At 37.7% G+C, this 23,957-nt stretch carries 21 protein-coding genes; 14 read left to right on the top strand and 7 right to left on the bottom strand.

Translation table 11 applies throughout. The features are described 5' to 3' along the window. Positions 1-40 precede the first annotated feature (40 nt). Genes LMB57_RS07490 through LMB57_RS07500 form a run of 3 tightly spaced genes read left to right on the top strand, consistent with a single transcriptional unit; the run spans position 41 to position 2,609 of the window. A complete protein-coding gene (locus tag LMB57_RS07490; protein WP_229272490.1) occupies positions 41-1,384 on the top strand; it encodes a TrkH family potassium uptake protein in 1,344 nt (447 codons plus the stop codon). Continuing rightward, a complete protein-coding gene (locus LMB57_RS07495; RefSeq protein ID WP_229278162.1) occupies positions 1,377-2,045 on the top strand; it encodes a potassium channel family protein in 669 nt (222 codons plus the stop codon). Before LMB57_RS07490 ends, LMB57_RS07495 begins: the two co-directional genes overlap by 8 nt. Before the next feature lie 18 nt (positions 2,046-2,063). Continuing rightward, complete coding sequence (locus LMB57_RS07500; RefSeq protein WP_229272488.1) at positions 2,064-2,609, top strand: class I SAM-dependent methyltransferase; 546 nt, start codon at positions 2,064-2,066, stop codon at positions 2,607-2,609. A gap of 268 nt (positions 2,610-2,877) precedes the next feature. On the opposite strand, the gene LMB57_RS07505 is transcribed toward LMB57_RS07500, so the two are convergent. Both LMB57_RS07505 and hemH read right to left on the bottom strand, forming a co-directional pair. Continuing rightward, positions 2,878-4,182 (bottom strand): Nramp family divalent metal transporter, encoded by a 1,305-nt coding sequence (locus tag LMB57_RS07505; protein WP_229272487.1) that lies wholly within the window; start codon positions 4,180-4,182, stop codon positions 2,878-2,880. Between the two features lie 2 nt (positions 4,183-4,184). After that, positions 4,185-5,117, bottom strand: coding sequence for a ferrochelatase (hemH, locus tag LMB57_RS07510; RefSeq protein WP_229278163.1), 933 nt, complete (start codon positions 5,115-5,117; stop codon positions 4,185-4,187). A gap of 307 nt (positions 5,118-5,424) precedes the next feature. Between hemH and LMB57_RS07515 the strand changes: the two genes are divergently transcribed. Both LMB57_RS07515 and LMB57_RS07520 read left to right on the top strand, forming a co-directional pair. After that, entirely contained in the window at positions 5,425-6,339 is a 915-nt protein-coding gene (locus LMB57_RS07515; RefSeq protein ID WP_003664688.1) for a PLP-dependent cysteine synthase family protein, read from the top strand. Between the two features lie 195 nt (positions 6,340-6,534). Further along, positions 6,535-7,074 (top strand): flavodoxin family protein, encoded by a 540-nt coding sequence (locus LMB57_RS07520; RefSeq protein WP_229272484.1) that lies wholly within the window; start codon positions 6,535-6,537, stop codon positions 7,072-7,074. An 83-nt stretch (positions 7,075-7,157) separates the two neighbouring features. On the opposite strand, the gene LMB57_RS07525 is transcribed toward LMB57_RS07520, so the two are convergent. After that, on the bottom strand, positions 7,158-8,186 hold the full coding sequence (locus LMB57_RS07525; RefSeq protein WP_229272483.1) for a YeiH family protein: 1,029 nt from the start codon (positions 8,184-8,186) through the stop codon (positions 7,158-7,160). A gap of 180 nt (positions 8,187-8,366) precedes the next feature. Between LMB57_RS07525 and LMB57_RS07530 the strand changes: the two genes are divergently transcribed. After that, entirely contained in the window at positions 8,367-9,083 is a 717-nt protein-coding gene (locus LMB57_RS07530; protein ID WP_229272482.1) for an alpha/beta hydrolase, read from the top strand. Positions 9,084-9,174: 91 nt separating this feature from the next. On the opposite strand, the gene abc-f is transcribed toward LMB57_RS07530, so the two are convergent. Continuing rightward, complete coding sequence (abc-f, locus tag LMB57_RS07535) at positions 9,175-10,644, bottom strand: ribosomal protection-like ABC-F family protein (protein WP_229272481.1); 1,470 nt, start codon at positions 10,642-10,644, stop codon at positions 9,175-9,177. 264 nt (positions 10,645-10,908) lie between these two features. Next, positions 10,909-11,853, bottom strand: coding sequence for a Dyp-type peroxidase (locus LMB57_RS07540; protein ID WP_229272480.1), 945 nt, complete (start codon positions 11,851-11,853; stop codon positions 10,909-10,911). 134 nt (positions 11,854-11,987) lie between these two features. Here LMB57_RS07540 and LMB57_RS07545 point away from each other — a divergent pair, with 134 nt between their 5' ends. From LMB57_RS07545 to gtfA, 4 genes are all read left to right on the top strand, one after another. Further along, on the top strand, positions 11,988-13,505 hold the full coding sequence (locus LMB57_RS07545; RefSeq protein WP_229272479.1) for a YfcC family protein: 1,518 nt from the start codon (positions 11,988-11,990) through the stop codon (positions 13,503-13,505). Between the two features lie 12 nt (positions 13,506-13,517). Then, on the top strand, positions 13,518-14,852 hold the full coding sequence (locus tag LMB57_RS07550; protein ID WP_229272478.1) for a dipeptidase: 1,335 nt from the start codon (positions 13,518-13,520) through the stop codon (positions 14,850-14,852). A 313-nt stretch (positions 14,853-15,165) separates the two neighbouring features. Then, positions 15,166-16,383, top strand: coding sequence for an MFS transporter (locus tag LMB57_RS07555; RefSeq protein ID WP_229272477.1), 1,218 nt, complete (start codon positions 15,166-15,168; stop codon positions 16,381-16,383). A 26-nt stretch (positions 16,384-16,409) separates the two neighbouring features. Continuing rightward, complete coding sequence (gene gtfA, locus LMB57_RS07560; RefSeq protein ID WP_229272476.1) at positions 16,410-17,867, top strand: sucrose phosphorylase; 1,458 nt, start codon at positions 16,410-16,412, stop codon at positions 17,865-17,867. A 150-nt stretch (positions 17,868-18,017) separates the two neighbouring features. Here the strand turns inward: gtfA and LMB57_RS07565 are convergent, their stop codons facing one another. Next, positions 18,018-18,815 carry a serine hydrolase gene (locus LMB57_RS07565; protein WP_229272475.1) on the bottom strand — a complete coding sequence of 266 codons (798 nt, stop codon included), beginning with the start codon at positions 18,813-18,815 and terminating at the stop codon, positions 18,018-18,020. 193 nt (positions 18,816-19,008) lie between these two features. Here LMB57_RS07565 and LMB57_RS07570 point away from each other — a divergent pair, with 193 nt between their 5' ends. Both LMB57_RS07570 and LMB57_RS07575 read left to right on the top strand, forming a co-directional pair. After that, on the top strand, positions 19,009-20,256 hold the full coding sequence (locus LMB57_RS07570; RefSeq protein ID WP_229272474.1) for a D-alanyl-D-alanine carboxypeptidase family protein: 1,248 nt from the start codon (positions 19,009-19,011) through the stop codon (positions 20,254-20,256). A gap of 176 nt (positions 20,257-20,432) precedes the next feature. Further along, positions 20,433-20,873 (top strand): hypothetical protein, encoded by a 441-nt coding sequence (locus LMB57_RS07575; RefSeq protein ID WP_229272473.1) that lies wholly within the window; start codon positions 20,433-20,435, stop codon positions 20,871-20,873. A gap of 71 nt (positions 20,874-20,944) precedes the next feature. Here LMB57_RS07575 and LMB57_RS07580 read toward each other — a convergent pair whose 3' ends face one another. After that, positions 20,945-21,982: an aldose epimerase family protein gene (locus tag LMB57_RS07580; RefSeq protein WP_229272472.1), complete on the bottom strand. Its 1,038-nt coding sequence runs from the start codon at positions 21,980-21,982 to the stop codon at positions 20,945-20,947. 144 nt (positions 21,983-22,126) lie between these two features. On the opposite strand from LMB57_RS07580, the gene LMB57_RS07585 reads away from it, so the two are divergent. After that, positions 22,127-22,300: a hypothetical protein gene (locus LMB57_RS07585; protein ID WP_229272471.1), complete on the top strand. Its 174-nt coding sequence runs from the start codon at positions 22,127-22,129 to the stop codon at positions 22,298-22,300. A gap of 388 nt (positions 22,301-22,688) precedes the next feature. Continuing rightward, positions 22,689-23,957: KxYKxGKxW signal peptide domain-containing protein (locus LMB57_RS07590; protein WP_229278164.1), on the top strand; the 1,269-nt coding region annotated here is incomplete at its 3' end.

The following is a 23,957-nucleotide window of genomic DNA, read 5'->3' on the forward strand; positions in this document are numbered from 1 at the left end:
TATAATTAATTGAGTAATATTAATATGGGGAAGGATAAAAGTGATTGAAATAAATAAACATAAATATACATTTCCTAAAATCCTTACATTTGGGTTCCTAATCGTTATTTTTATGGGAACGATTTTACTCTCCTTACCGTTTGCGACGCGATCAGGAGAAACGACAAATTTTATGACTGCTTTCTTCACTTCAACGAGTGCAACCTGTGTAACAGGGTTAACTCTCGTTAGTACAGTTCATCATTGGACATTATTTGGTCAGATTGTAATTGCAATCTTAATGGAAGTAGGAGGGTTAGGCTTTATGACATTTGCGGTTATGATGTCGCTTTTGGTTCGGCAACGAATGAGAATGTCGACAAGACTGCTAACCCAAGAAGCACTTAATCTTGATCATTTGTCCCAATTGAACGTGGTTTACCTTATTATCCGGCTTTCGTTACTTATCCAATTAGCGGGTGGAATATTTTTGTTTTTTGATTTCTATCCGCGTTATGGACTTGGTAAGGGGATATGGTTTAGTATTTTTCACTCAATCTCAGCCTTTTGTAATGCCGGCTTTGACTTATTTGATAACAGTATGGCAAATTATGCTAATGACCCTTATATGTTATGTGTACTTGCTATTTTGATTGTTGCTGGATCACTAGGTTTTTTAGTATGGAAAGACATCCTCAATTATCCTAAATATCACCGACTATCCTTGCATACTCAATTAGCGTTACGCACTGGTGCAGTCCTATTTATTGTTTCCGTGATTGTTTACTTTATTACCGAGAAGAACTTAGCGCAATTAAGCGATAAATTAAGTGTTTCAAACCGGATTTTCAATACCATCTTTATGGCTATTACTCCACGAACTGCCGGTTTAATCACTTTTCCTTATACTGATTTAAGTGCTGCTGGTCTTGCATTTACTGTTATTTTAATGTTTATCGGTGGAACACCGGGATCAACTGCTGGTGGTGTTAAAACAACAACAATTGGGCTATTGACGATTCAGAGCTTTGCAACCTTGCGTGGCCAACGGGATACGACTTTTGCCCATCGACGTTTTACCCAGGAAAACGTTTATCGGGCATTGACATTATTATTTGTTGCTTTATTTATTTTGCTTGTAGCAATTTTAGTTCTTGCTGAAACACAGGATTTACCAGAACATGATTCATTAGCGTATGTTACCTTTGAGGCGGTCGCGGCCTTTGGTACTACTGGGATTTCATTAGGGATTACAACTAACCTTAATCTGTTAGGGCAACTGATTATTATGTTTTTGATGTTTGTCGGTCGGGTAGGAATCTATACGGTAATGTTCTCAATCTTAAATGCAAGTACGGCAGCGAAGAATTATCGTTATCCAGAGGAGAGTGTGTTAATTGGCTAAAAAAGAAAGTTATGCTGTTATTGGAATTGGACAATTTGGAGCCTCAATATGTGAAGCCCTAGTTCAGGCTGGGCAAGAAGTATTGGCGATTGATTCTAGTGAAGAAGTGGTAAATGAATTTGCGGGGTCAGTTATGCGGGCGGTAATTGCGGACGCGCAAGATGAGGATGCCCTGCGTGACCTTGACATCGGTAGTTTTGACCATATTTATATTTCAATCGGAAAAAATGTTGAAGCAAGTATCATGGCGACCCTGATTGCTAAAGAACTCGGGGCACCAGATGTAATCTGTCGAGCTGAAAATGTTAATCATGCCCGCGTTTTAGAACGAATTGGCGCTGATATGGTTGTTCGTCCAGAGCATGATTTAGCTAAGCGACTTATTTTTCAGCAATTAAACCCAAGCGTAGTGGACTATGTAACGCTAAGTAAAGAGATAACCTTGGCAGAAGTAAACATTAATAATCCGAAGTTTTTCAATAAGACGCTCGATGAACTGGATTTTCGCAATCGTTATAATGTCAATGTGATAATCATTGTAAGTAAAGATGATGAAGTCAATCAGATGCCGCAAGCAAATGATGTTATTCAACCCCACGATAAAATTACAGTTGTTGGGAACTTGAAGGATATTCGTAAATTAAACGATATTGTTAGTTAAAATAATGGGTGAAGAGAATTGATAGCCGGAATTGGGATCGTAATTGTTATAGTTGCTGGGATAATTGGATGGTTGATCTGGCAAAGGCAACAAGTCTGGAAAAAGATAAGTGCTGATTTATCGATAAGTGGGGACGTGCAAATCCTTGACATGAGCATCGGTAATGGAAAAACGTTTATTAATCTTGCCAAGCAATTGACTACTCCAGGGAAAATCGTTGGGGTGGTTACAAATGAAAAGCAGGAACAAAAATTAAAAGAACTGATCAAAGAAGAGGCAGTAGCTGATCGCGCGAAAGTAGAATTGACTGATATTACTAATTTGCCTTTCGCTGGTCATCAGTTTGACTATGTTTTAATTAATAACCTTCAGCAAGTAAAACCAGCAATTACACAGGGACGTATTTTACAAGAAGCGATAAGGGTCCTCGATTTTAAAGGAACCATAGTGATTACTGCTACTACTGTGCAACGTTATCGGCAACTACTGGAATATTGTCGGTTCAAAGATATTAAAGTTGAACAAATGGGTGGACAGCGCGTGATGGTTGCACGACGAAACTAAAATAAAGAAGCAGGGTTTGAACATAAATATCGTTCAGCCCTGCTTCTTTAATTCAGTTGTAAAATGAGATTACTAAAAGCGTCACACCAAAGATAAGAAATTTTTTATATCAAATTACTCTCCCAAAAGTAAATAGTGCCCAGTCTTTTATTGCATCAAAAATTACAACAAAATTTATTATTATCTTACAATATTTGATTGCTTTTTTAAACACTGATAACTGAAAATAAGGGTATTTATCTATTGAGTTTATAATGATAAATAAAAATTATACCAACACTAGCAAGTTCAACCCAGTGACCAAACTAGCCAAAACGTATCCAAGGACGGTTTGCCATGGTGAATTAACGTGTGGTCCCATCAGTTTCTTATTGCCCGTCAAAGCAACAAGGGGATAGAGCGTAAATGGTAAGGCGATACTGAGGACGATTTGCGCATAAATGATGAGTTGTTCAAATTGTTCTTCGTTGAAATTAATCATGAAGCCGATAATTAAGATTGGCACGAGGGTTACAGCCCGGGTAAGGAGGCGCCGTTTCCAGAGTGGGAGGCGAATATTGATAAATCCTTCCATGACAATTTGGCCGGCCAAGGTACTAGTGATAGAGGAGATTAAACCAGTTACCAAAAGGGCAAAGGCAAAGAGCCAACTCATTAATGGGCTTGCTAGAGCACCAACGATATGGGGATTCTTTAGCCCGAAAAAGACATCCTCAAGACTACCGAGACTTGCCGCATGAAAGAAGAGGGTTCCACCAAGGATAAGCAGAAGGGCGTTAACGATGAAGGCTGCAAAAAGGTGAATTAATGAATCCCAGTTAGCAAAACGGAGCGTTTCTTTGACTTGCTTTGGATCATGCTCATCATAGCGTCGACTTTGCGCTAAGGATGAATGAAGGTAAATATTATGAGGCATAATCGTGGCTCCGACAATCCCTAAACTAATTAGTAGCTCACTGTGATTAGTAAAAATTGTGGAACGGGGAACAAAACCGTCCATAATCGCGGAAAATTCAGGGTGGGTCCGACATACTTCAATCGCAAAGATGGCGCCGACAACCAGAATAGCAGTTAGAACGATAAATTCAATTCGGCGGATCCCAAAGTGAAGGAAGAAGAGGACTACTAAAACGTCCGCAATTGTTAATAGCACCCCGATGAGCAATGGTAGTTTAAATAGCATATTTAAGGCGACAGCAGTTCCAACGACTCCGGTTAAGTCCGTTGCCATCATCGCTATTTCGTTGAATAACCACAGGGCGATGCGTAATGGAGTAGGTAAACGTCGCGCGATTGCTTGGGCGAGGTCGGTTCGGGTGGTAACGCCGAGTTTGATTGATAAAGATTGCATGTACATAGCGATTAAAATGGCGGTAAAAAGGACCACTAATAGCTGGTAGCGGTATTGACTACCACCAGCAAGCGACGTTAACCAGTTCCCCGGGTCCATATAACCAACGGCGACTAAAGCACCCGGACCACTATAGGCGAGAAACTTTTGCCAAAATGCACTTTGATAGACATTTGGAACATCAACACTTCCATTGATTTCGTCTAAACTTTTTCGTTCCATTTTTATCCCTTTCGTTGCACAAGATCAGTAATAAACTGAGCAAATTCTGGTGAGTCATTGAGCGAAGGTACCATTACAAGGTTATTTCCGCCATTTTCACGAAAGACCTGATAGTTTTGCACTTGATCTTCTTCTAATGTTTCTAAACAGTCCGCCACAAATGATGGAGCGACGACTAACACATCACGATGCCCGAGTTGTGCCTCATTAAGCAGCGTGTTCCGGAGGTAAGGTTTTAACCATGGCATTGGGCCAAACTTAGATTGGTAAGCCATCTTAATTTGCTTTTCAGGAATGTCAAGACGTTTAATTAGTTCCGCGGTGGCCGCTTCTGTTTCATCACGATAAGGATCACCGTGATTAACCATGGCTGTCGGAATTCCATGGTACGAAATGAGTAATTTGTCATATTTCCCTTTATCCCATGCCGTTTGGATTTGTTTAGCCAATATGTCTAAATAATCTTCTTCGGCCGAGAAACGATCAATTATTTTCGCTTCTGGATCAGCATCCTTTACCTTGTCAATAACCGTTTGAGTTGTACTTTTAGTAAAAAAAGGGAAGAGCGGCAAAACTGTAATATTTTGACATTCCTTTTTCATTTCGGTAATTGTGTCGCTAATTTTAGGCTTGCCATAGGTCATTGCCATTTTGACAACCCATTCCGGCATTAATCCCTGAACCTTAGCAACCAACCGTTCTGTGTAGACAATCAATGGAGACCCATCTTTTGTCCAGCAATTACGATAAAAAGTCGCTGATCGCCATGATCGCGTTGGAAGAATAATCCCACGAAGGAGTGGCTGCCATAATGCTGGGGGCATTTCAATAACATTCCGATCACTGAGGAATTCCTTCAAATAACGTTTAACGTCGGGAGTTGTTGGCGTATCGGGTGAACCGAGATTGACTAATAGTAGTCCATTCTTTTTCATAGGTATCGCTCCTGCTTTATAAAATAATTCTTTTTTATTTTACACCTGTCCATATAAATTTTCTTGACAACTTACTTTTAACTAGTTATTATTACTGTAATTTGAAATACGAGGAAATTACCAATGGAAAACAATTATTTTGTTAACGCAAATATTTGTTGTTGTGAATCGCGTCTTATGCGACTCACTTTTTGGTATACTCATTTTTAATTGAATTACTATCAAGTTGATAACACATAAGGCGCAAATCCAAGATTGTTTCTTGAGTTTGTGCCTTTTTTTATACTCTGAGGAAGAAGGAACTATTATGTTAGTTGAAAATACTTATGATTTGATTGGTCACACCCCCTTGATGCACTTGCCAATGAAGACTCCGAATGACGTTAATATTTATGCTAAGCTCGAAATGTTTAACCCAGGTGGCAGTATCAAGGATCGTTTGGGGATGGCGCTAATCCAGCGAGGAATGGAAGAAGGAAAAATAACAGATACAACGACAATCATCGAGCCAACTGCTGGAAATACAGGGATTGGAGTCGCTTTAGCAGCACTAAAATACCATTTACCAGTTAAATTAGTGGTACCAGAAAAGTTTAGTTTTGAAAAGCAAACATTGATGCGTGCGTTGGGAGCCGAAGTGATTAATACTCCAAGTGAAGAAGGGATCAAAGGAGCAATTGCGGCCGCCAAAGAATTAGCTGCTGAAATCGGGGATGCTTATGTGCCTTTACAATTTCAGAATCCAGCGAATCCTGATGTTTATCAACACACCTTGGGACCAGAAATTTTAGCTGATCTTGCTAATAAACCGTTGGCGGCTTTTGTAGCAGGGGCAGGAAGTGGAGGCACTTTTGCGGGGATTCAAAAGGCACTCCAAGATGCTTACCCAGAATTGAAAGGCTATATTGTTGAACCAGCCGGATCGATTTTAAATGGTGGCCCAGCCCATAGTCACCGTACAGAAGGAATTGGAGTGGAGTTTATTCCACCGTTTTTCAAGGACTTAGATTATACCGGGGTAAAAACAATCAGTGATGAGGATGCATTCTATTATGTTCGCTGGGTTGCTAAAAATCTTGGCCTCTTTATTGGTAGCTCTAGTGGGGCTGCGCTTGCGGCAAGTTTAGAAGTTGCTAAAGAATTGCCACACGGGGCTAATTTAGTCACGGTATTTCCTGATTCAAGCGAGCGTTACCTCAGTGAACATATTTATGAGGAATAGGATATGAATATCTTTCATTTCATTACGGATCGTTCATACATTAAAGAAGAACAACAACGCAATCATTTTACGGTTAACTGGTTAAAAATCTTTAATTGGCATCGTTAATTCATTTTAGCTATCTATTAACATTCAATGTTTCTATTTCTAATCTGGTCGAATTATCACTATAATTAAGTAAGAAAGGGCGGGATCATGATGAAGATTGTTGTATTAACAGGAAGTCCCCATCATCCAGGAACTTCTGAGCAATTAGCAGATGCCTTTGTTAAGGGCGCTACTGAAGCAGGAAATGCCGTTTATCGCTTTGATGCTGGACGCCGGACCGATGAATTTTCAATGATTAAATTGGAAGACAATCATCCCGGACAAGAAGTGGCGATTGAACCGAATGATGTTATTACTAATGAAGTAATGCCTAAGCTGTTAGCGGCAGATATGGTAGTCTTGGTTAGTTCATTATATTATTATGGGATCAATGCAGCACTAAAAGCAGTAATTGATCGTTTCTACAACTATAACCATGAACTCCACGGCGGAAAGAAAGCTATTACTTTAGTGAGTGGTTATGGACAAGAAGATGCCTTTGCATCACTTAACTTATATTTTAAGCAATTACTTGAATACATGCGTTGGGATAAAATAGGAGAGGTGCTTGCAGCTGATTCTTGGAATAATCAAAAATTGGCTCAACACGTTGAAGAAGCTTATCAGCTGGGAAAGGCACTTAAATAGAAGACTATAAATAAAAAGCGTTAAATTTGAAGGAAAGGCTATATGCCACTAAAATAAATCCTCAATCTTAACGCTTTTAATAATTAGAAGAATAATTTACTCATAATAATCATGAATACTAATAAACAGGTTGAGCTAATCACAGCTGCACCAAAAACAGCCCCTCCGCGTTTGAAAATAACCTTAAAGTTTACTGAAACACCTAATGCAGCCATTGCCATTCCTAAAAAGATATAGGCTGCTTGCACAAGGGCATCGAGAAAGGCTGGTGAGAATGGAAGAAAGGTTCCTAGCACACTAGTTAAAATAAAACCACCGAGGAACCAAGGGATTGGTAATTTCTTTGGTTCTTTAGTATGGTCTTCTTCACTTTCAACTACAAGGCGGTGTTGGTACCAGTAACCAACAATTAAAGCAACAGGTGCTAAGAGAAGAACTCGTGAAAGTTTCATGATAAGGGCGTTATCTAAACTTGCCTCACCAAAAGCTCCTCCGGCTGCAACGGCATGCGCAATTTCGTGTAATGAACCACCAGCAACAATACCAAACTGTGGATCAGTCAGCCCGAGAAGTGGTTTGATTCCAATTTCAACTAAAGTAAAGACTGTCCCCATTACACAAACAACAGCAACAGCTAATACTTCATTTTCTCGTTTGCGCTCCTCATTGTTAGTTTCAATTTGTGGTGAAACCCCCATTACGGCAGCCGCTCCACAAATACCACAGCCGCAAGCAGAAAGGATAGCTAATTCATCTTCTGCGCCAAACTTTCGACTCAGCCAATAAGTAAGGACAATCGTTCCGGTAACGCCAATGGCTGCAACCAAAATAGTCTTAACACCAGCGGCAGCAAGTTTTTCTAGGTTTAAGCGAAAACCAAGAAGAATAATACCAAGCCGTAAAAATTTGTTAGAAATAAATCCGATGCCACCTTGAGCCTCATTGCGCAAGCTAGCAGGAGTCAACTGCATTGCAATACCTAATAGCAAAGCAATAACCAGTGCCCCAATCAAGTTGATATAAGGAAGTTTTGCTAAAAGGACTCCAGCGACAGAACAGATTAAGGTCATAATAGCGGCAATCCAAAATGACCTAGTCTTCATAATACTCATTAGATTTTCTAACCCCCAATTGATAATTGATACCTTATCACTTTAACAAATGTATCGTGATAAACAAGAGGAAATTTAGAAATTAATAATAAACTGTTTAATTGTATCGTTTATCTCGTATTAAGGTTATACTATTATTTGTAATTTCAACATTTAGAAAAATCAAAATGAGGTGAGAAAATGGAATTTAAAAGTGTTAACTTAGATCAACCATATTCGTCTCTAGATATTTATCATAGTAATAGTGATAAAGCGTTACCCAGTCTTGTTATTTTGCCAGGAGGCAGTTATAACCAGATTATGGAACGAGATTCTGAACGGGTGGCATTAACGTTTGCAACACATGCATGGCAAACGTTTGTTGTGCGATATCCGGTAGTTGAACATAAAAATTATGAAGAAGCCAAAATAGCAGTTCACCAAGCATTTGAATATATCATTAACCATGCAGATGAATTAGATGTTGACGTTGATCGGTTGGGAATTATTGGCTTTTCTGCAGGAGGCCAAATTGCCGCTGCATATAGTAATGAAAAACTAACCCATGCTAAATTCGCTGCATTAGGATATCCTGTTATTCAACCCTTGATTGATGAACGCATGGGGGTTACAACGGAAAATGTGGCGAAATTGGTAAATCCGCAAACACCCCCAACCTTTATGTGGGGATCGGCAAAAGATGAACTGACTCCCTTTGTTGATCACCTCCAAGTATATGCAGATGCATTAATTAAGCATGATATTCCATATGAATTACATGAATTTGGTACTGGGGGCCACGGAATCGCGTTAGCTAACGAATATACTGGTATTGTCAATAATGACCGGATAGATACACATATGGGAAGGTGGTTCCCACTATTTCTTGGGTGGTTAACTGAATTAAATTTAATTTAGCTGATAAAGGAGCTTCAAGCGACTATTAATTCGTCGCGTGAAGCTCCTTTTTAACATTGAATTAGTAAATTCGATTATTTCCCAGGAAATATTAAATTTTAATTTTCTTTGTAGCAACCTGATTAATGAAATTTTGGTCATGTTCAACAATTAGCATTGGTGGTCGCTTTTCTTGAATTAATTGAATTAGCTGTTGCTGATTATAAGTATCGAGATAGTTTAGTGGCTCATCCCATAAATAAAGATGGGCTGGCTCAGCTAACGACCGTGCTAATTCAACTTTCTTTTGTTGTCCCATACTCATTTCTTCAATTGGAACATTAAAAGTAGCGCGTTCCATTCCTAATTTACGAAGAATGTTAAGGAATTGATCGTAGTTAATTTTAGAAGCGGAAGCAAAACTACGTAAACTTCCATGATTATCAGAATAATCTTGACGCACTGTACTAATTTTAAGTGCATTGCTCAAAAGTATATCTCCGCTTTGCTTACCACTGAATGTCCCGAGGATTGCATTAATAATACTAGACTTACCAGTACCATTATTACCACAAAGCAGGATCTGATCGTTTTTCTCAACGGTCACGGTTAAATTAGAACAGAGTTGTTTAGTTGGATGCGATAACGTTAGATCATTAATGGTTAACAATGGTTGATGATTAGGAGGGAGGACATTAATTGTTAGCGGAACAACTTTTTCGATTTCTCTTAAAAGCCCTTTTCGTTCTTCGATTGCAGTATCTAAGCGTCCTTTCATTATAGTTGCCTTTTTCATCATTTTTGCAGCTTTGGCACCAATAAATCCCTTATCCGCATGCGAATTATTCTTCTTTTCATTTTCTGCTTGTTGAGCCCATTGAGATTTTGCCTGACGTGTTTGCTTTAAATGATGAATATCTTTTAATAAGTTTTCATTTTTCTTGATGGTCCTAGAATCTCGTTGCTCCTTATGAATAAAATAATCACTGTAATTACCATGAGTTAAAACAAGCTGGTGTTGTTCAATCACTAATGCATGGTCAATGACTTTGTCGAGAAAATTTCGGTCATGACTAGTGATAATGAAGCCGGTTTTCTTTGTTTTTAAGTATTGAGCAATTTGTTTTCGCCCATCCTGATCAAGGTGATTAGTAGGTTCATCAAGCAGGGGGAAGGATCCATCTTGGGCAAAAAGGGTTGCTAGCATTACGCGTGTTTGTTCGCCACCACTAAGACTACTGAAAGGTTGCCATAGTAATTCTGTGGGAGTTGACATCAAATTTAATTCTCGTTCGATTTGCCATTGTTCACCTTGATAGCCACTTCGCGTAAGGACGTTTAACGTGTAATCATCTGGTTCACGAATTACTAATGGATAATAGTTGAATTTAAGATTAGTCTGAATACTTCCTTGAAAGGAAAGTTGTTTTTGCAAGAGTTTGAGTAATGTGGTTTTACCACGACCATTTCGGCCGAGAAGACCTAGCTTCCAATCGCTGCTAATATTAAGATCGCAATGATTAAAAAGCGGTTCTTGTCCTGGATAGGCAAAAGTTAAATTATTTATTGTAATTGGTTCCATTAAAAAATCACCCTTTCGTTACTTGCAGAAAAGGTAACTAAAAAAGTCTACCCCTACAGGTAGACTTTTAAAACTAATGGTGTTGGTCCATTAGTTCTCATTTATTGATCAATCATTGAAAAATAATTCTACCCATAGTACCTTTTCTGCGTAAGTCCACAGTGTCAGATACGTTAAATTGTGTAGAATTAAAATTTCAATGGATGATCCCTCCTAAAATTTATTGCTAATAATATAGCAATTTACTTTTAAGTTGTCAACTAATTAATTTAATTCACCCTCAGCAATTTGATCCAATATTGGGCGCGAAGGGATAAAGAAGAGTTGACCACCTAAAATATCAGAGAAGGTTAGGAGATAATCGTTTTGCTCAAGCATATTTTCAAGCATTTTCTTAGTTACAGTCCAATGCCGTGAATAACCGATAAAGAAAGTTCCGGTATTATCAGCGGCAGGGTCTGAATACGGAACATTCATGCGCACAATTTTTTGTTCAACTCCATTGATTTTAGCTTGGGAAGCGACATTATGTGCATTCTTAAACTTTTCTTTTTCGCTTAATTCTAAGTCAGAAAACTTTTTTCGACCAACAGCTTTTTCTTGTGTTTCAGTAGTTAACTTATTCCAGATATCCATGTTATGTCGCCATTTTTGGGCAAAGGCATATGAACCATTTTCAAACGTAGGGTCTTCATCACCAATAATGGCGTACTCAGCAGCATCCTGAGGTTCTGGATTTTCAGTTCCATCAATAAAGCCAATAATGGCCCGGCCTTCAAAATAGCGAAAGCCTTTTGTTTCATCAACAACATTAGTAATATCCCTAATGAAGAGCATTACTTGGGCCATGAATTCGTAAACAGCAGCTTCATCGTTTGCCCGAATATGGAGGAAGATATCTCCTTTTGCAGCAGGCATTTTGTATTTTGGCCCGGTTAATGTTTGGTAAGTTTCTAATTCTTTGGGTTTGGGGGCATTGGGGAAAAGATAGTCCCATGCGTCCTTGCTAAAGCCTAAAGAAACTTTAAGATTACCTTTATTATCTCGGATTCGCAGTGATCGAGTAATTGCCTGGAACCGTTCAACAAATTCTTGAATTGCTTCTTGTTCCTTTGCTTGATCTTCTCGTTTTAATTCTAATACAGTAAATTGAACATGTTCACCAGCATCTTTCCAAACGTCTTGAGCTTTACTGGGATTCATTACCATTGGCTTCAGCCTCCTTAAAATTGCTACAAGGCAATTATAGCATTCTTTAAGGACAATTCTTAGATTTGGTTGAAGCCGCTTTCAAACTGAATTAAAATAAAATTGATATTAATTTTACAAAAGAGGCGGTTATCGTGCAGGAAACACAAACGAAGAAAAAGCATCATTTTCATATGCCCTCTGCGTTTACAATTTTATTTTTAATTATTATTTTAATTGCAATTTTAACGTGGATTATACCAGCGGGGACATATGAAACAGATAAAGCTGGGAATATTATTTCTGGCACATATAAGGCGGTTACAAATAAACCCCAGGGAATTTGGGATATCTTTATGGCTCCCGTTATCGGGATGGTCGGTGATAAAAAGACAGATGGAGCCATCTCAGTATCACTATTTATTCTTGTTATCGGTGGATTCTTAGGAGTAGTCAATAAGACAAATGCATTAAATGAAGGGATTGGTTCAATTGTTCGCCGGTATAAGGGACGAGAAAAACAATTGATTCCAATTTTAATGCTTCTGTTTGCCCTTGGTGGATCAACATATGGGATGGGAGAAGAAACGATTGCGTTCTATCCTCTCTTGATTCCCGTGATGATGGGAGTTGGCTTTGATTCAATTGTGGCGGTCGCTATTGCTTTAGTGGGAAGCCAAGTTGGTTGTCTTGCTTCGACCGTTAACCCCTTTGCCACAGGCGTAGCTTCTCAAACATTAAATATTTCTCCCGGTGATGGTTTAGTTTCCCGGGTAATACTTTTAATTATTACGATCACGATTAGTATTATTTATGTTTACCACTATGCATCGGTAATTGAAAAAGACCCAACTAAATCATTGGTTTACAATCAACGAGCGGAAGATGAAAAGCAATTTTTAGTCAAGGCTGACCCTAATGACGACCATAAGATGACCGGCCGCCAAAAGACAGTTATTTGGTTATTCGGGATTACTTTTATTGTGATGATTCTAGGATTAATTCCATGGGCAAACCTTAATAGTCATTGGACATTTTTTGATAAATTTACAAAGTGGTTGGTTAATATTCCATTTCTAGGCGATTTATTAGGGCATAATATGGCACCGCTTGGAACATGGTACTTTAATGAAATCACCATGCTCTTCCTCTTTATGTCAGTCTTAATTATGGCTGTTTATCATATGAAGGAAAGCGAATTTATTGATGCCTTTATGTCAGGAATGGGGGATTTCTTAAGCGTTGCGATTATTGTGGCAGTTGCACGGGGAATTCAAGTAATAATGAATAATGGAATGATCACTGGGACAGTTCTTTACTGGGGAGAATTAGGCCTTCATGGATTATCCCAAACGATCTTTATTATTTTGACTTATATTTTCTATATTCCAATGTCATTCTTAATTCCATCAACATCTGGACTAGCTGCTGCAACGATGGGAATTATCGGACCAATGGGGCATTTTGCGCACGTATCAGGTAGTCTTGTTATTACCGCTTATCAAGCAGCTTCAGGTTGGGTTAACCTTATTACCCCAACTTCGGGAGTTGTTATGGGAGCATTAGCAATTGCTCATATTAATGTTGGCATTTGGTGGAAGTGGATGTTGAAATTAATGATTTATCTCTTTGTTGCTACTTGCTTGTTCTTAGGAATTGCTGCCTTGCTTTAGGAGGAGATTTGAATGGATAAAATTATTACAGAAGAGGAACAAAAAGCTGCTGTTAAAACTTTAGAACGACTAATTTCGGTTCCATCGTATAATCAATCAGCAGCAGAAGGCGCGCCATTTGGTAAGGGAATTCGTAACGCCCTCGATGAGATGATGAAGATTTGCGATGAACTAGGTTTTAAGACTTATAAAGATCCAGATGGGTATTATGGCTATGCGGAAGTTGGTAGTGGGGATAAAATTTTTGGTGTAATTTGTCATCTTGACACGGTTCCTGCCGGCGATTTAGGCAAATGGAAACATGATCCATTTAAAGGTACAGTAATCAATAATGCAGTTTATGGACGAGGATCACAAGACGATAAAGGGCCTGGAATTGCAGCCTTATATGCCGTTAAAGCATTGATGGATCAAGGTTATCACTTTAATCAGCGAATTCGTTTTATTTATGGAACTGATGAAGAAATCCTATGGCGCGGAATTGCTGAATATAATAAAAAGGAAGCGCCAATTGATAGTGGGATTTCTCCTGATGCTGAATTTCCATTAATATATGCTGAAAAGGGACTGCAACAATCTTATCTCGTTGGTCCGGGAACAGATCAATTAAAACTCAATTTGAAAAATGCGTTTAATGCCGTTCCTGATACCGCAGTGTATGATGGCCCCAAGCAGGATGAAGTTAGGGCAGCTTTAGACAATCATGGCTTTGAATATACGAGTGATGGTAATTCAATTACTGTTATGGGCAAGTCCGTTCATGCGATGATGGCACCAGCAGGAACGAATGCTATTTTGCGGTTAGCAATTGCCCTTGATGATGTTTTTGATTTTAAGCCACTTGATTTTATTGGTAAGCTGTTTAAGGAAGACGCGACGGGGAGTAATGTTCTCGGTGATGTTCGCGATGAATCTGGACAATTAACCTTCAATATTTCTAGTCTTGAAATTAATGAAAATGAAACACGGATGCAAATCGACTTACGAATTCCGGTAACGGTTGATCGTGATAAATTACTAGCAAAATTAAGTAAGCAGGTAGCAGCTTACGATTTGAAGTATGTTCATTTTGATTATCTAGCACCACTATATGTTCCTAAAGATAGTAAATTAGTTCAAACCTTGATGAATATTTATAAAGAACAAACTGGGGATGTTGATGCTGAACCGCAAATTTCTGGTGGAGCAACCTTTGCTCGGACTATGAATAATTGTGTTGCCTTTGGGGGAATGTTACCGACGACTCCCGACTATATGCATCAAGCTAACGAACAATGGCCATTGCCAGACATGTATAAAGCAATGGAAATTTATGCCCAAGCAATTAAGCAACTTTGCGTGGATTAAATATAAAGATTAAACTTAAAAGGGTAAAACGATGAATTAGTCATTGTTTTACCCTTTTAAGTTTAATAAAAAAATTATAAAAATATAATGTGTTAAAATTCACAAACAATTCAAAAGAAGGGCTAAAATAGCGTTATCATCAGTTTTTGGCTTCTTATATTCAAACCGCGTTATAATAACAATGTAATGGATTACAATTTTTATAAGAAATCTTTGTTAAGCGTTTGACATTTTGAAAAGTTCATTGTATATTATTTGTGTACAGTAATGATAAACGTTTATCAAATACCTATAGAAAGAGTACCTACTAATTATGAATAACAAAAATTCTCTTGTTACCAAATTGGCGTTCTTGTCAGTTTCATTCATGGTTACGAGTGCTTATGCCATTCAAGGTTCTTTACCGCAATTAAAGGCGGCACTCGGAATCTCACAGACACAGTCAGAATATTTAGTTACAACTCCATCATTTGCTGTAATGATTTTTGTTGTCCTTTCACCATTACTTCAACAATGGTTCAACATTTCTGATAAAAAGATTATTATGGCTGGGGTTACAATTGTTGGTCTTGCAGGAATTGTTCCCATGTTTGCTAATGACTACACTGCGATTTTGATTTCCCGGTTAGTTTTAGGAGCTGGATTTGGTCTATACAACTCTCAAGCAATTTCGATGATTTCGGTTTGGTATGAAGGTACAACCCGAGCTCAAATGCTTGGTTGGCGTGCTGCAGCTGAACAAATCGGTCAGGCTTGTACCCTTGCAATTGCGGGATTGATTCTTAGCTATGCAGGTTGGCATGCATCATTTGCCGTCTATCTTCTTGCTTTCGTTGTCCTTTTCTTCTTTGCAGTTCGTGTTCCTGACGATAGCAAAGCACAAGATAATAACGTTGCAGAAGACGATCTTGCTGAAGAATTAACTGAAGTGGAAGAACCAATTAAAAAAATTAGTCCAGTAGTTTACCTCCTTGTTCTTTTCGCTTTCCTCTTGGTTGTAGATTATGTGGGAATGGAAAACCGTTTCCCTGGTCTGGCAGTTGCGATTAAGGGAAATAGCTATACTGGTTCATCAATGTTCCTTTCCTTGATGTTAATTGGCGCAACGCTTGGTGGTTTATTCTATGGATCAATTAATAAAGTGTTAGGTTTTAACACTGTTTACCTTGGTCTTGGGTTAATGGCCATTTCGAACTTCTTATTTGCCTTCGCAAACGGCAACTTTGTAATGTTAGTAATTGGTTTGCTTTTAATCGGTTTCCCACTACAATTGGTTTCTCCGTTGATTTTTAACTTGTTGCCGGATTTAGCCCCTGCTAAGCGTCAACCATTAGTAACTTCAATGGTACTGATTGGTTTTAACTTTGGAGCTTTCTTCTCACCAACAATTGCTGAATGGATGAATCGGTTAGTCGGTCGTCCAATGAGTGGTCTCGATCTTGCTGCGCCATTCCCAATCTACGGGGTAATGCTAATAGTTATTGCCTTAATTATTTTCTTTGCAACTCGTCATTCTAAACAAGCTAACTAAATTTAAAATTATTGGAGGATATCATTATGCCAATCAAAAATGAAGCAATGTTAATTACTTACTCTGACTCAATGGGCAAAAATATTAAAGAAACTCATGAAGTATTAAAGAACTATATCGGTGATGCAATCGGCGGTGTTCACTTACTTCCATTCTTCCCATCAACTGGTGACCGTGGTTTCGCACCATACCGTTACGATGTTGTTGATTCTGCTTTTGGTAATTGGGATGACGTCGAAGCATTGGGTGAAGACTACTACTTAATGTTTGACTTCATGATTAACCATATTTCCAAGAAGTCTGAAATGTACCAAGACTTCAAGAAGAAGCACGATGACTCTAAGTACAATGACTTCTTTATTCGTTGGGAAAAATTCTGGGAAAAAGCTGGTAAGAACCGTCCAACTCAAGAAGACGTTGATTTAATTTACAAGCGGAAGGACAAAGCTCCTAAGCAAGAAATTACCTTTGATGATGGTACTACTGAAAACTTATGGAACACTTTCGGTGAAGAACAAATTGATATTAATGTTAAGAGTAAGGTGGCTAACGAATTCTTCAAGGAAACATTAATTGACATGGTTAAGCACGGCGCTGATATGATTCGTCTTGATGCCTTTGCTTACGCTATTAAGAAGGTTGGTACTAATGATTTCTTCGTTGAACCTGAAATTTGGGATCTCTTAAATGAAGTTCAAGATATTTTGGCTCCATACAAGGCCATCATCCTTCCTGAAATTCACGAACACTACACGATTCCACAAAAGATTTCACAACATGACTTCTTCATCTATGACTTTACCTTACCAATGACTACTCTTTATACTCTTTACTCTGGTAAGACTAACCGTCTTGCTAAGTGGTTAAAGATGTCACCAATGAAGCAATTTACTACTCTTGATACTCATGATGGTATTGGGGTTGTTGATGCTAAGGATATCTTAAGTGATGATGAAATCGAATATGCATCCAACGAATTATACAAGGTTGGTGCTAATGTTAAGCGGAAGTACTCAAGTGCTGAATACAACAACTTGGATATTTACCAAATTAACTCTACTTACTACTCTGCATTAGGTGACGATGATAAAGCTTACCTGCTTTCTCGTGCATTCCAAGTATTTGCACCTGGTATTCCAATGGTTTACTATGTTGGGTTACTTGCTGGGTCAAATGACCTTGAATTGCTTGAAAAGACTAAGGAAGGTCGTAACATCAACCGTCACTACTACACTAAAGAAGAAGTTGCACAAGAAGTTCAACGTCCAGTAGTTAAGAATCTCTTAGACTTACTTGCATGGCGGAATAAATTTGCTGCCTTTGATCTTGATGGTTCTATTGATGTGGAAACACCAACTGAAACAACTATTAAGATTACACGGAAGGATAAGGACGGCAAAAATGTTGCTGTTCTTGACGCTGATGCTGCTAACAAGACTTTCACTATTACAGCTAATGGTGAAAAAGTGATGGAACAAAAATAGACATCAAATTAATTAGTAATCTCTCTCGAAATAAAATAGGTAGTATTCCTTTCCAAAACGCTTTATCTCTCTCAATAAACTACCTATAAAAAATGGGGCTGGAAGAAAATTTGAAGTTTTCTTCCAGCCCTGTTTTGTTTATCATTTCAATTAGTCCAAGATTGGCTTTGTTACACGAGCAAGTTGTTCAATTACTTGTTGTCCCGCTGCCATTGATTGGTTTTTATCAGTATAAACTGCAATTGTGTAGTCTGTACCGTTACTATTTTTTACGTAGCCAATACTATTGACGATCCATTCATCTTTACCGTAATTTAGCCAACCGTTTTTTAATGCGAAATTATCGCTACTTGCTGAGATCCCCCAGGCTTGGTCATTTTCGACATTACCCATTAAATCACGAATTTCGCTTCTTTCTTCGTCAGATAAAATTTTGGACTTGTAAAAGATATTATTTAATAATTTAACTTGATCTTTAGGAGTAGTAACAGTTAATCCCCAACTGCTATTAGCCTGGGATTGGGTCATACCAAATTTTTCAAAAGTTTGCTGGAGACCGTTTTTTCCGCCAAGATAATCTTCAAATAATTCGCTAGTCGAATCATTGTCACTCTGTTCAATCATTTTAGTAGCAAGCGATTTTTGATGGCTTGTAAGAGGGCTTTGTTGTTTAGCAAGAATTCCCGCTAGAATACTAACCTTTACTGTACTAGCAGTTCGAAACTTATGCTGGGGTGCATTACTAGAAGTATAAATTTGGTGGGTCTTTGGTGAATATACCGCAATACTAACATTATTATTGGAAGTGAAAATGATCTTATTCCATGCGGATTTTAGGCGGGCACTTGTCGAGCTGAAGTGCCGGACACCCATAATAATGAGCAGAATAGCGATAATAATTAAGATAAGTTTGCGCAGTTTACGACGATGACGTTGCGATCTTTGCATTTTTTAACCGACCCTTTCTGATTAAAATTAGCATACTTATTAATAATACAGATAATTTTTGGAAGTTAAAAGGTGCATCTTCTTAATTTAATGAAAAATAAGGATTTCATTTGAATTGTTATCAAATCGTTACACCTTTTTTAGACAGAATAAGATATGATAGTTAAATGTGTAAAGGGGAGAAATGATTATCATGAAAAAAGTTAAATCCTTTTTTGCCAAATTATTATTAATAACGGCAATAATTAGTATCTGTTTAAATGGCTTGGGGATGTTCGCAAAAGTCCATGCTGATACGGCAGCTTTTCAGATGGATGCACGAGCAGCTTATGCGATTGATGCAGAAACTGGTCAGGTTCTATACCAAAAAAATGCAACTAAACGCTACCCAATTGCATCTGTAATTAAAATCTTAACTTTAGGAGTGATTTTACAAGATATTCGAAATCATCATTTAAGGTGGGATCAGAAAATAAAGATTACACCAGCAGTTGCCAAGATGGCGGATGATTGGCACTTTTCCAATGTCCCATTAATGAACGGGGAAGAATATACAGTCCGTCAGTTAGTTGATTCGATGATGCTCGTATCCGCTGATGGAAGTACAGAAGCACTGGCATTAGCTGATGCTGGCAGTACAGCAGCCTTTAATAAAAAGATGATGGCGTTTGCGAAAAAAGCAGGAGTTACAGATATAAAAATTTACAATATGATTGGGTTGCCGAATGGGGACTTAGGAAAACATAAACTAAAGGGTGTAGATAAAGACGCCGAGAACTTATTATCTGCTAAAGATGTTGCCCTTATCTCAAAGTATCTTGTTGAAAAATATCCTGAAACTCTTGGCATTACAAAGCAAAAGTTTGCGAACTTTGATATAACTAAAGACCAACAATACTTAATGACAAATGTAAATGCTCTTTTGCCGCAAAACGGTTTTGCTCCTAAGAATGGAGAAATTGACGGACTAAAGACAGGTAATACTGATCGGGCAGGAAAGTGCATTGTTTCAACAGGGACATTCGCAGGACGACGGATTATTTTGGTTGCCTTGCATACAAAAGGAGAATGGAATGATCAGTCGAAGATGCAGCAAGACTTTTATAATAAATTAATCGATGAGTATCAGCCAGTTGAAATCAAAAATGTAAGTGATCTTTCAGCTAAGCTCACCAAGATAAAAATAAAGAATGGTGAAAATAAGAATAAGACCAATATTAAGTTGACTAAGAAGACTACCGTTTGGCTTCCAAAGAATATGAAATTACAAGCAACTAAACCAGTATTACGACTGCAGGGAGACGACCCAAAACAATTAACTGCACCGATAAAGAAGAATCAACAAGTTGGTTCAATTGAGTTACATATTCCAGGGTTGCCTGATTTTAATATTCCAGTAAGTACAAGTCAAAGTGTTGCTAAAAAGTCGATGTTTAACTAAATAGAGAACTGAGAAGAAAAAATTCCTATCGATCATCTATTTATTTAAGCTCTGAAATTACTGCAAAATAAAATTAACTATAATTTTAAGACGTATTATTTGTATAATTTAAATTATAAAAATATAATAAAAGTGAATTAGGAATTATAGCTATTATATTTAGGAGGTAATTATTTATGGCTGATTACGCAAAACGTCAACTTAAGGCTTTGGATCGTATTGCAAAGAAGATTGCAGATGCTGAAGGACACTTAACCAAGATTGAAGATAGTGTTGACAATGAAAAGCATCGTACTGCTCAACACGAAACAATTAAGGATATTAAGTCAATCCTTAAGCATGCTTGGAAAGTAGACAAAGATGCAGTAAAGCTTGAAGAGCGTGCTGGCGAAGGTCGTAAAGATCCAGCAGAAAATCACTATGTTTACATGAAAGATGAAGAAGGCGTTATCAAGGACCTTAACAAGGAATTTAAGGAACTTGATGATAAGCTAGCTGCCCTTACTGATGATGAAGGTGGTAAGATTAAGGCTTTCCGTGCAGAACACCACTACCTTGAAAAGGCAAAGGAAATCCTTCAAAAGGCTGGAAAGTATAATCCGGATGACAAAGACTAATTTATAATTCCTAATACATAAAAAAGAGATCGGCAAAGCGTCGATCTCTTTTTTTGTATTTTACTTAGTAATTAATATTCAACGTGCCACTTAATGGTGTATGTTTTTTCTTCACCCGGATGTAAAGTAATATCACCAAATTCTGGATGATGAGGCGCATCAGAAAGATTCTGCGCTTCCATTGCTAAACCAAGGTGGGGATGAACTTGTCCATGATTGTAAACAGCTGCATCATCTGAATTCATCGTATACATAACTAATCCGTTACGATCGGAGTAAAGACTCATCTTTCGCCCACTTTCTGGATCTTCAAGTGTGGCAACTGGTTTTGTAAGACTAGGAGTAACTTCCCAAATATCGTCAAAGCCGTTTTCTTTAGTTGAACTCATTTTTTCTAGAGCATCTTCCATTGTAGTTGGGGTACTAAAGTCAAATGGAGTTCCTTCGTTAGCGATCTTTTCACCGGTTGGAATCTTACCACCATCGACGGCTAAATGATTCTCAGAGTTGACATAAAGCTTTAATTGATTAATCGTTGGGATATTTGCTGCTGCCATATTCCAGTATGTGTGGTTGGTAGGATTGAACAACGTATCTGCATCAGTAGTAGCAGACATCTTAAGTGAAAGGAAGTCGTCATTAGTTAAAGTATAGGTTGCAGTGACATGCATCTTACCAGGGTATGTATCAACTTCAGGACTTAAGGTTAAACTAAGGGTAATCGAAACCGAGTTGTCGGTAGCTTCTGTGCTATCAACATGCCAAATATGATTGTAAAAACCATTAGTTCCACCATGAAGAGCATTTTTACCTTCGTTTTGTTCAATTTGGTAATCTTTACCGTTAATACTGAACTTACCATCTGCAATTCGTCCAGCAACCCGGCCGATTAAGCGGTTAGTACAAAAGCCATTATTAGTAAATTCGTCGAGTTTTTCAGAGGTCAAAATCATATCGGCCTTACCACCATCTTTTGTTGGAACCTTAAAAGATTGAAGTAAACCGGCAAAATCAAGAATTCCTACTTGAACACCATTATCGTTCGTTAAAATATATTTTGTTACTGGTTCGTCTTTATAAGTTCCAAATGGTACTTTAGAAATTTCCATAAAATATTTCCTCCTTGAAGTAAGCGCTTTTACAAATTCTATTTTACCACAATTTCATTTTAAAATTACGCAATCGTTTGCACTAAAATAGATATGCTAGAATAAATAAAAGTAAAGATGGATGATATTTCTGAGGGATATAAAATGGTCAAAAATAAATGGAATAAATTTAAAAAGAATTTTAGTAAAAATTTTATCGACTTTTTAATGATTTTCGCTACTGAACAAGATTTTATTTATAAGCATCGGCATGAAGGCAGTGTAATCAAGGAACAAGGCCGGTATGGAAGTGATCAGCGAAAAAAATCTGAAAAATAGTATCATAAACTCTTGGTAGCGAATTTGTGCAAGAAATGAAGCTTAATATTAAGTTTTGTTAATCAAGTGATCCTATGTAGTTATCTATAAATATTAATGACTTTAGAGTGTGGATATTCTTAATGTTTATATTTTTTGCGTTTTATATTATCTGTTGATAAAGAAACTTGGTATCTTGATCTGGCGAAAAATATAAATTGAAATTTTTTGTAATTAAAATTTATAAAATGGATGTTGATATGACGCAAATAATGCCGTTTTTTTTTTTTATTTTTATCAATCGAAAGATAAGTGAAAACGACTTGAAATAGAAAGAGCGATTACATAAAATGATGGTGTTGTAAGACAACAATTATTTTGAAGTTTTTATTTTTTGGGAGGATTATTTATGAAAAATAATCAAGTACACTACAAAATGTACAAAGCAAAGAAAAATATTGTATATGCTGGTTTAATGACTACAGCCACTTTGGCAGGTCTTACATTAGCAAACGTTAACAGCACTGAAGTTCACGCTGACGTTGCTAACCAACCTGCTGTTACTGCAACAACCAGTTCTGCTAATGTCGCAAGTACAACAAGTGCTGCTTCAAATGTTTCATCTGATGTAGTTTCACAAGCTCAAGAAAATGTTAATGCTGCTAGTGATGCAGTTACTGCGGCTTCTAGTGCTGTTGTAACTACTAGTGCAGCTAACAGTACTGCTCAAGAAAATGTAGCAACTGCTAAAAGTGCCGCAACTTCAACTGCACAAAGTAATGCTGCTTCTACTTCAGCTGTTGCAAGTTCTGCATTTGCAGACTACACCGCTGCTAAGTCAAACGCTGACGCCGCTACTAACGCTTCAACTAACATTGCAGCTGCTTATAATCAATTTAAGGATGGCAAGACTGACAATGCTTTGAATGCTGCACAAGCTGCCGTTAGTGAAGCTCAAAAGCTTTACGGTAACAACAGTTCGCAAGTACAAGCAGCTGAAAACGTAATTAATGCAATTAACGAATATAACCAAAACCCAACTGTTTCCAATAAGGGTAAGGCTGTTGATGCTCTTAACACATACGAAAAGTATGCCAATGAACAAATCGTTTCAGCACAAAAAGCTCTTGACGAAGCAAATGCTAACCAAGCAAACCTTCAAAAGCAATTAGATGCTGCTCTTAGTGCTCAAGCACAAGCTAAGACTGCTCTTGATAATGCCAAGTTAGCTGTTAATCTTGATGCATTAAAGAAAGCTTATGAAGAAGCTTCTGCTAACGCTGAAAAGGCTACAAGTGCATTAAACAACGCAAATAATGTTGTTAATGCCGCACAAAAAGCTTTAGATAACGCTAAGGCTGCCCAAAAGACAGCTAGTGAAAATTTGGCTAATGCTCAAGCGGTTATCAAAGCTGCTGATGAATTAGATAGTGCTAAGGCATTAAACGATGATGCACAAAACAGCGATGCAGAAGATTACATCAAGGAAGGCTACGCAAAGGCCTACCAAGATGCTCAAGATGCATATAATGCTGCTGCCAAGGCAAGTCCAGAAATTGCTAAGGCTTACCAAGCAGTTAAAGAAGCTAAGGCATTGAACGATGATGCACAAAACAGTGATGCAGAAGATTACATCAAGGAAGGCTATGAAGCAGCTTACCAAGATGCTCAAAAAGCT

This window comes from Limosilactobacillus secundus, assembly GCF_020784695.1.
Classification (GTDB): domain Bacteria; phylum Bacillota; class Bacilli; order Lactobacillales; family Lactobacillaceae; genus Limosilactobacillus; species Limosilactobacillus reuteri_F.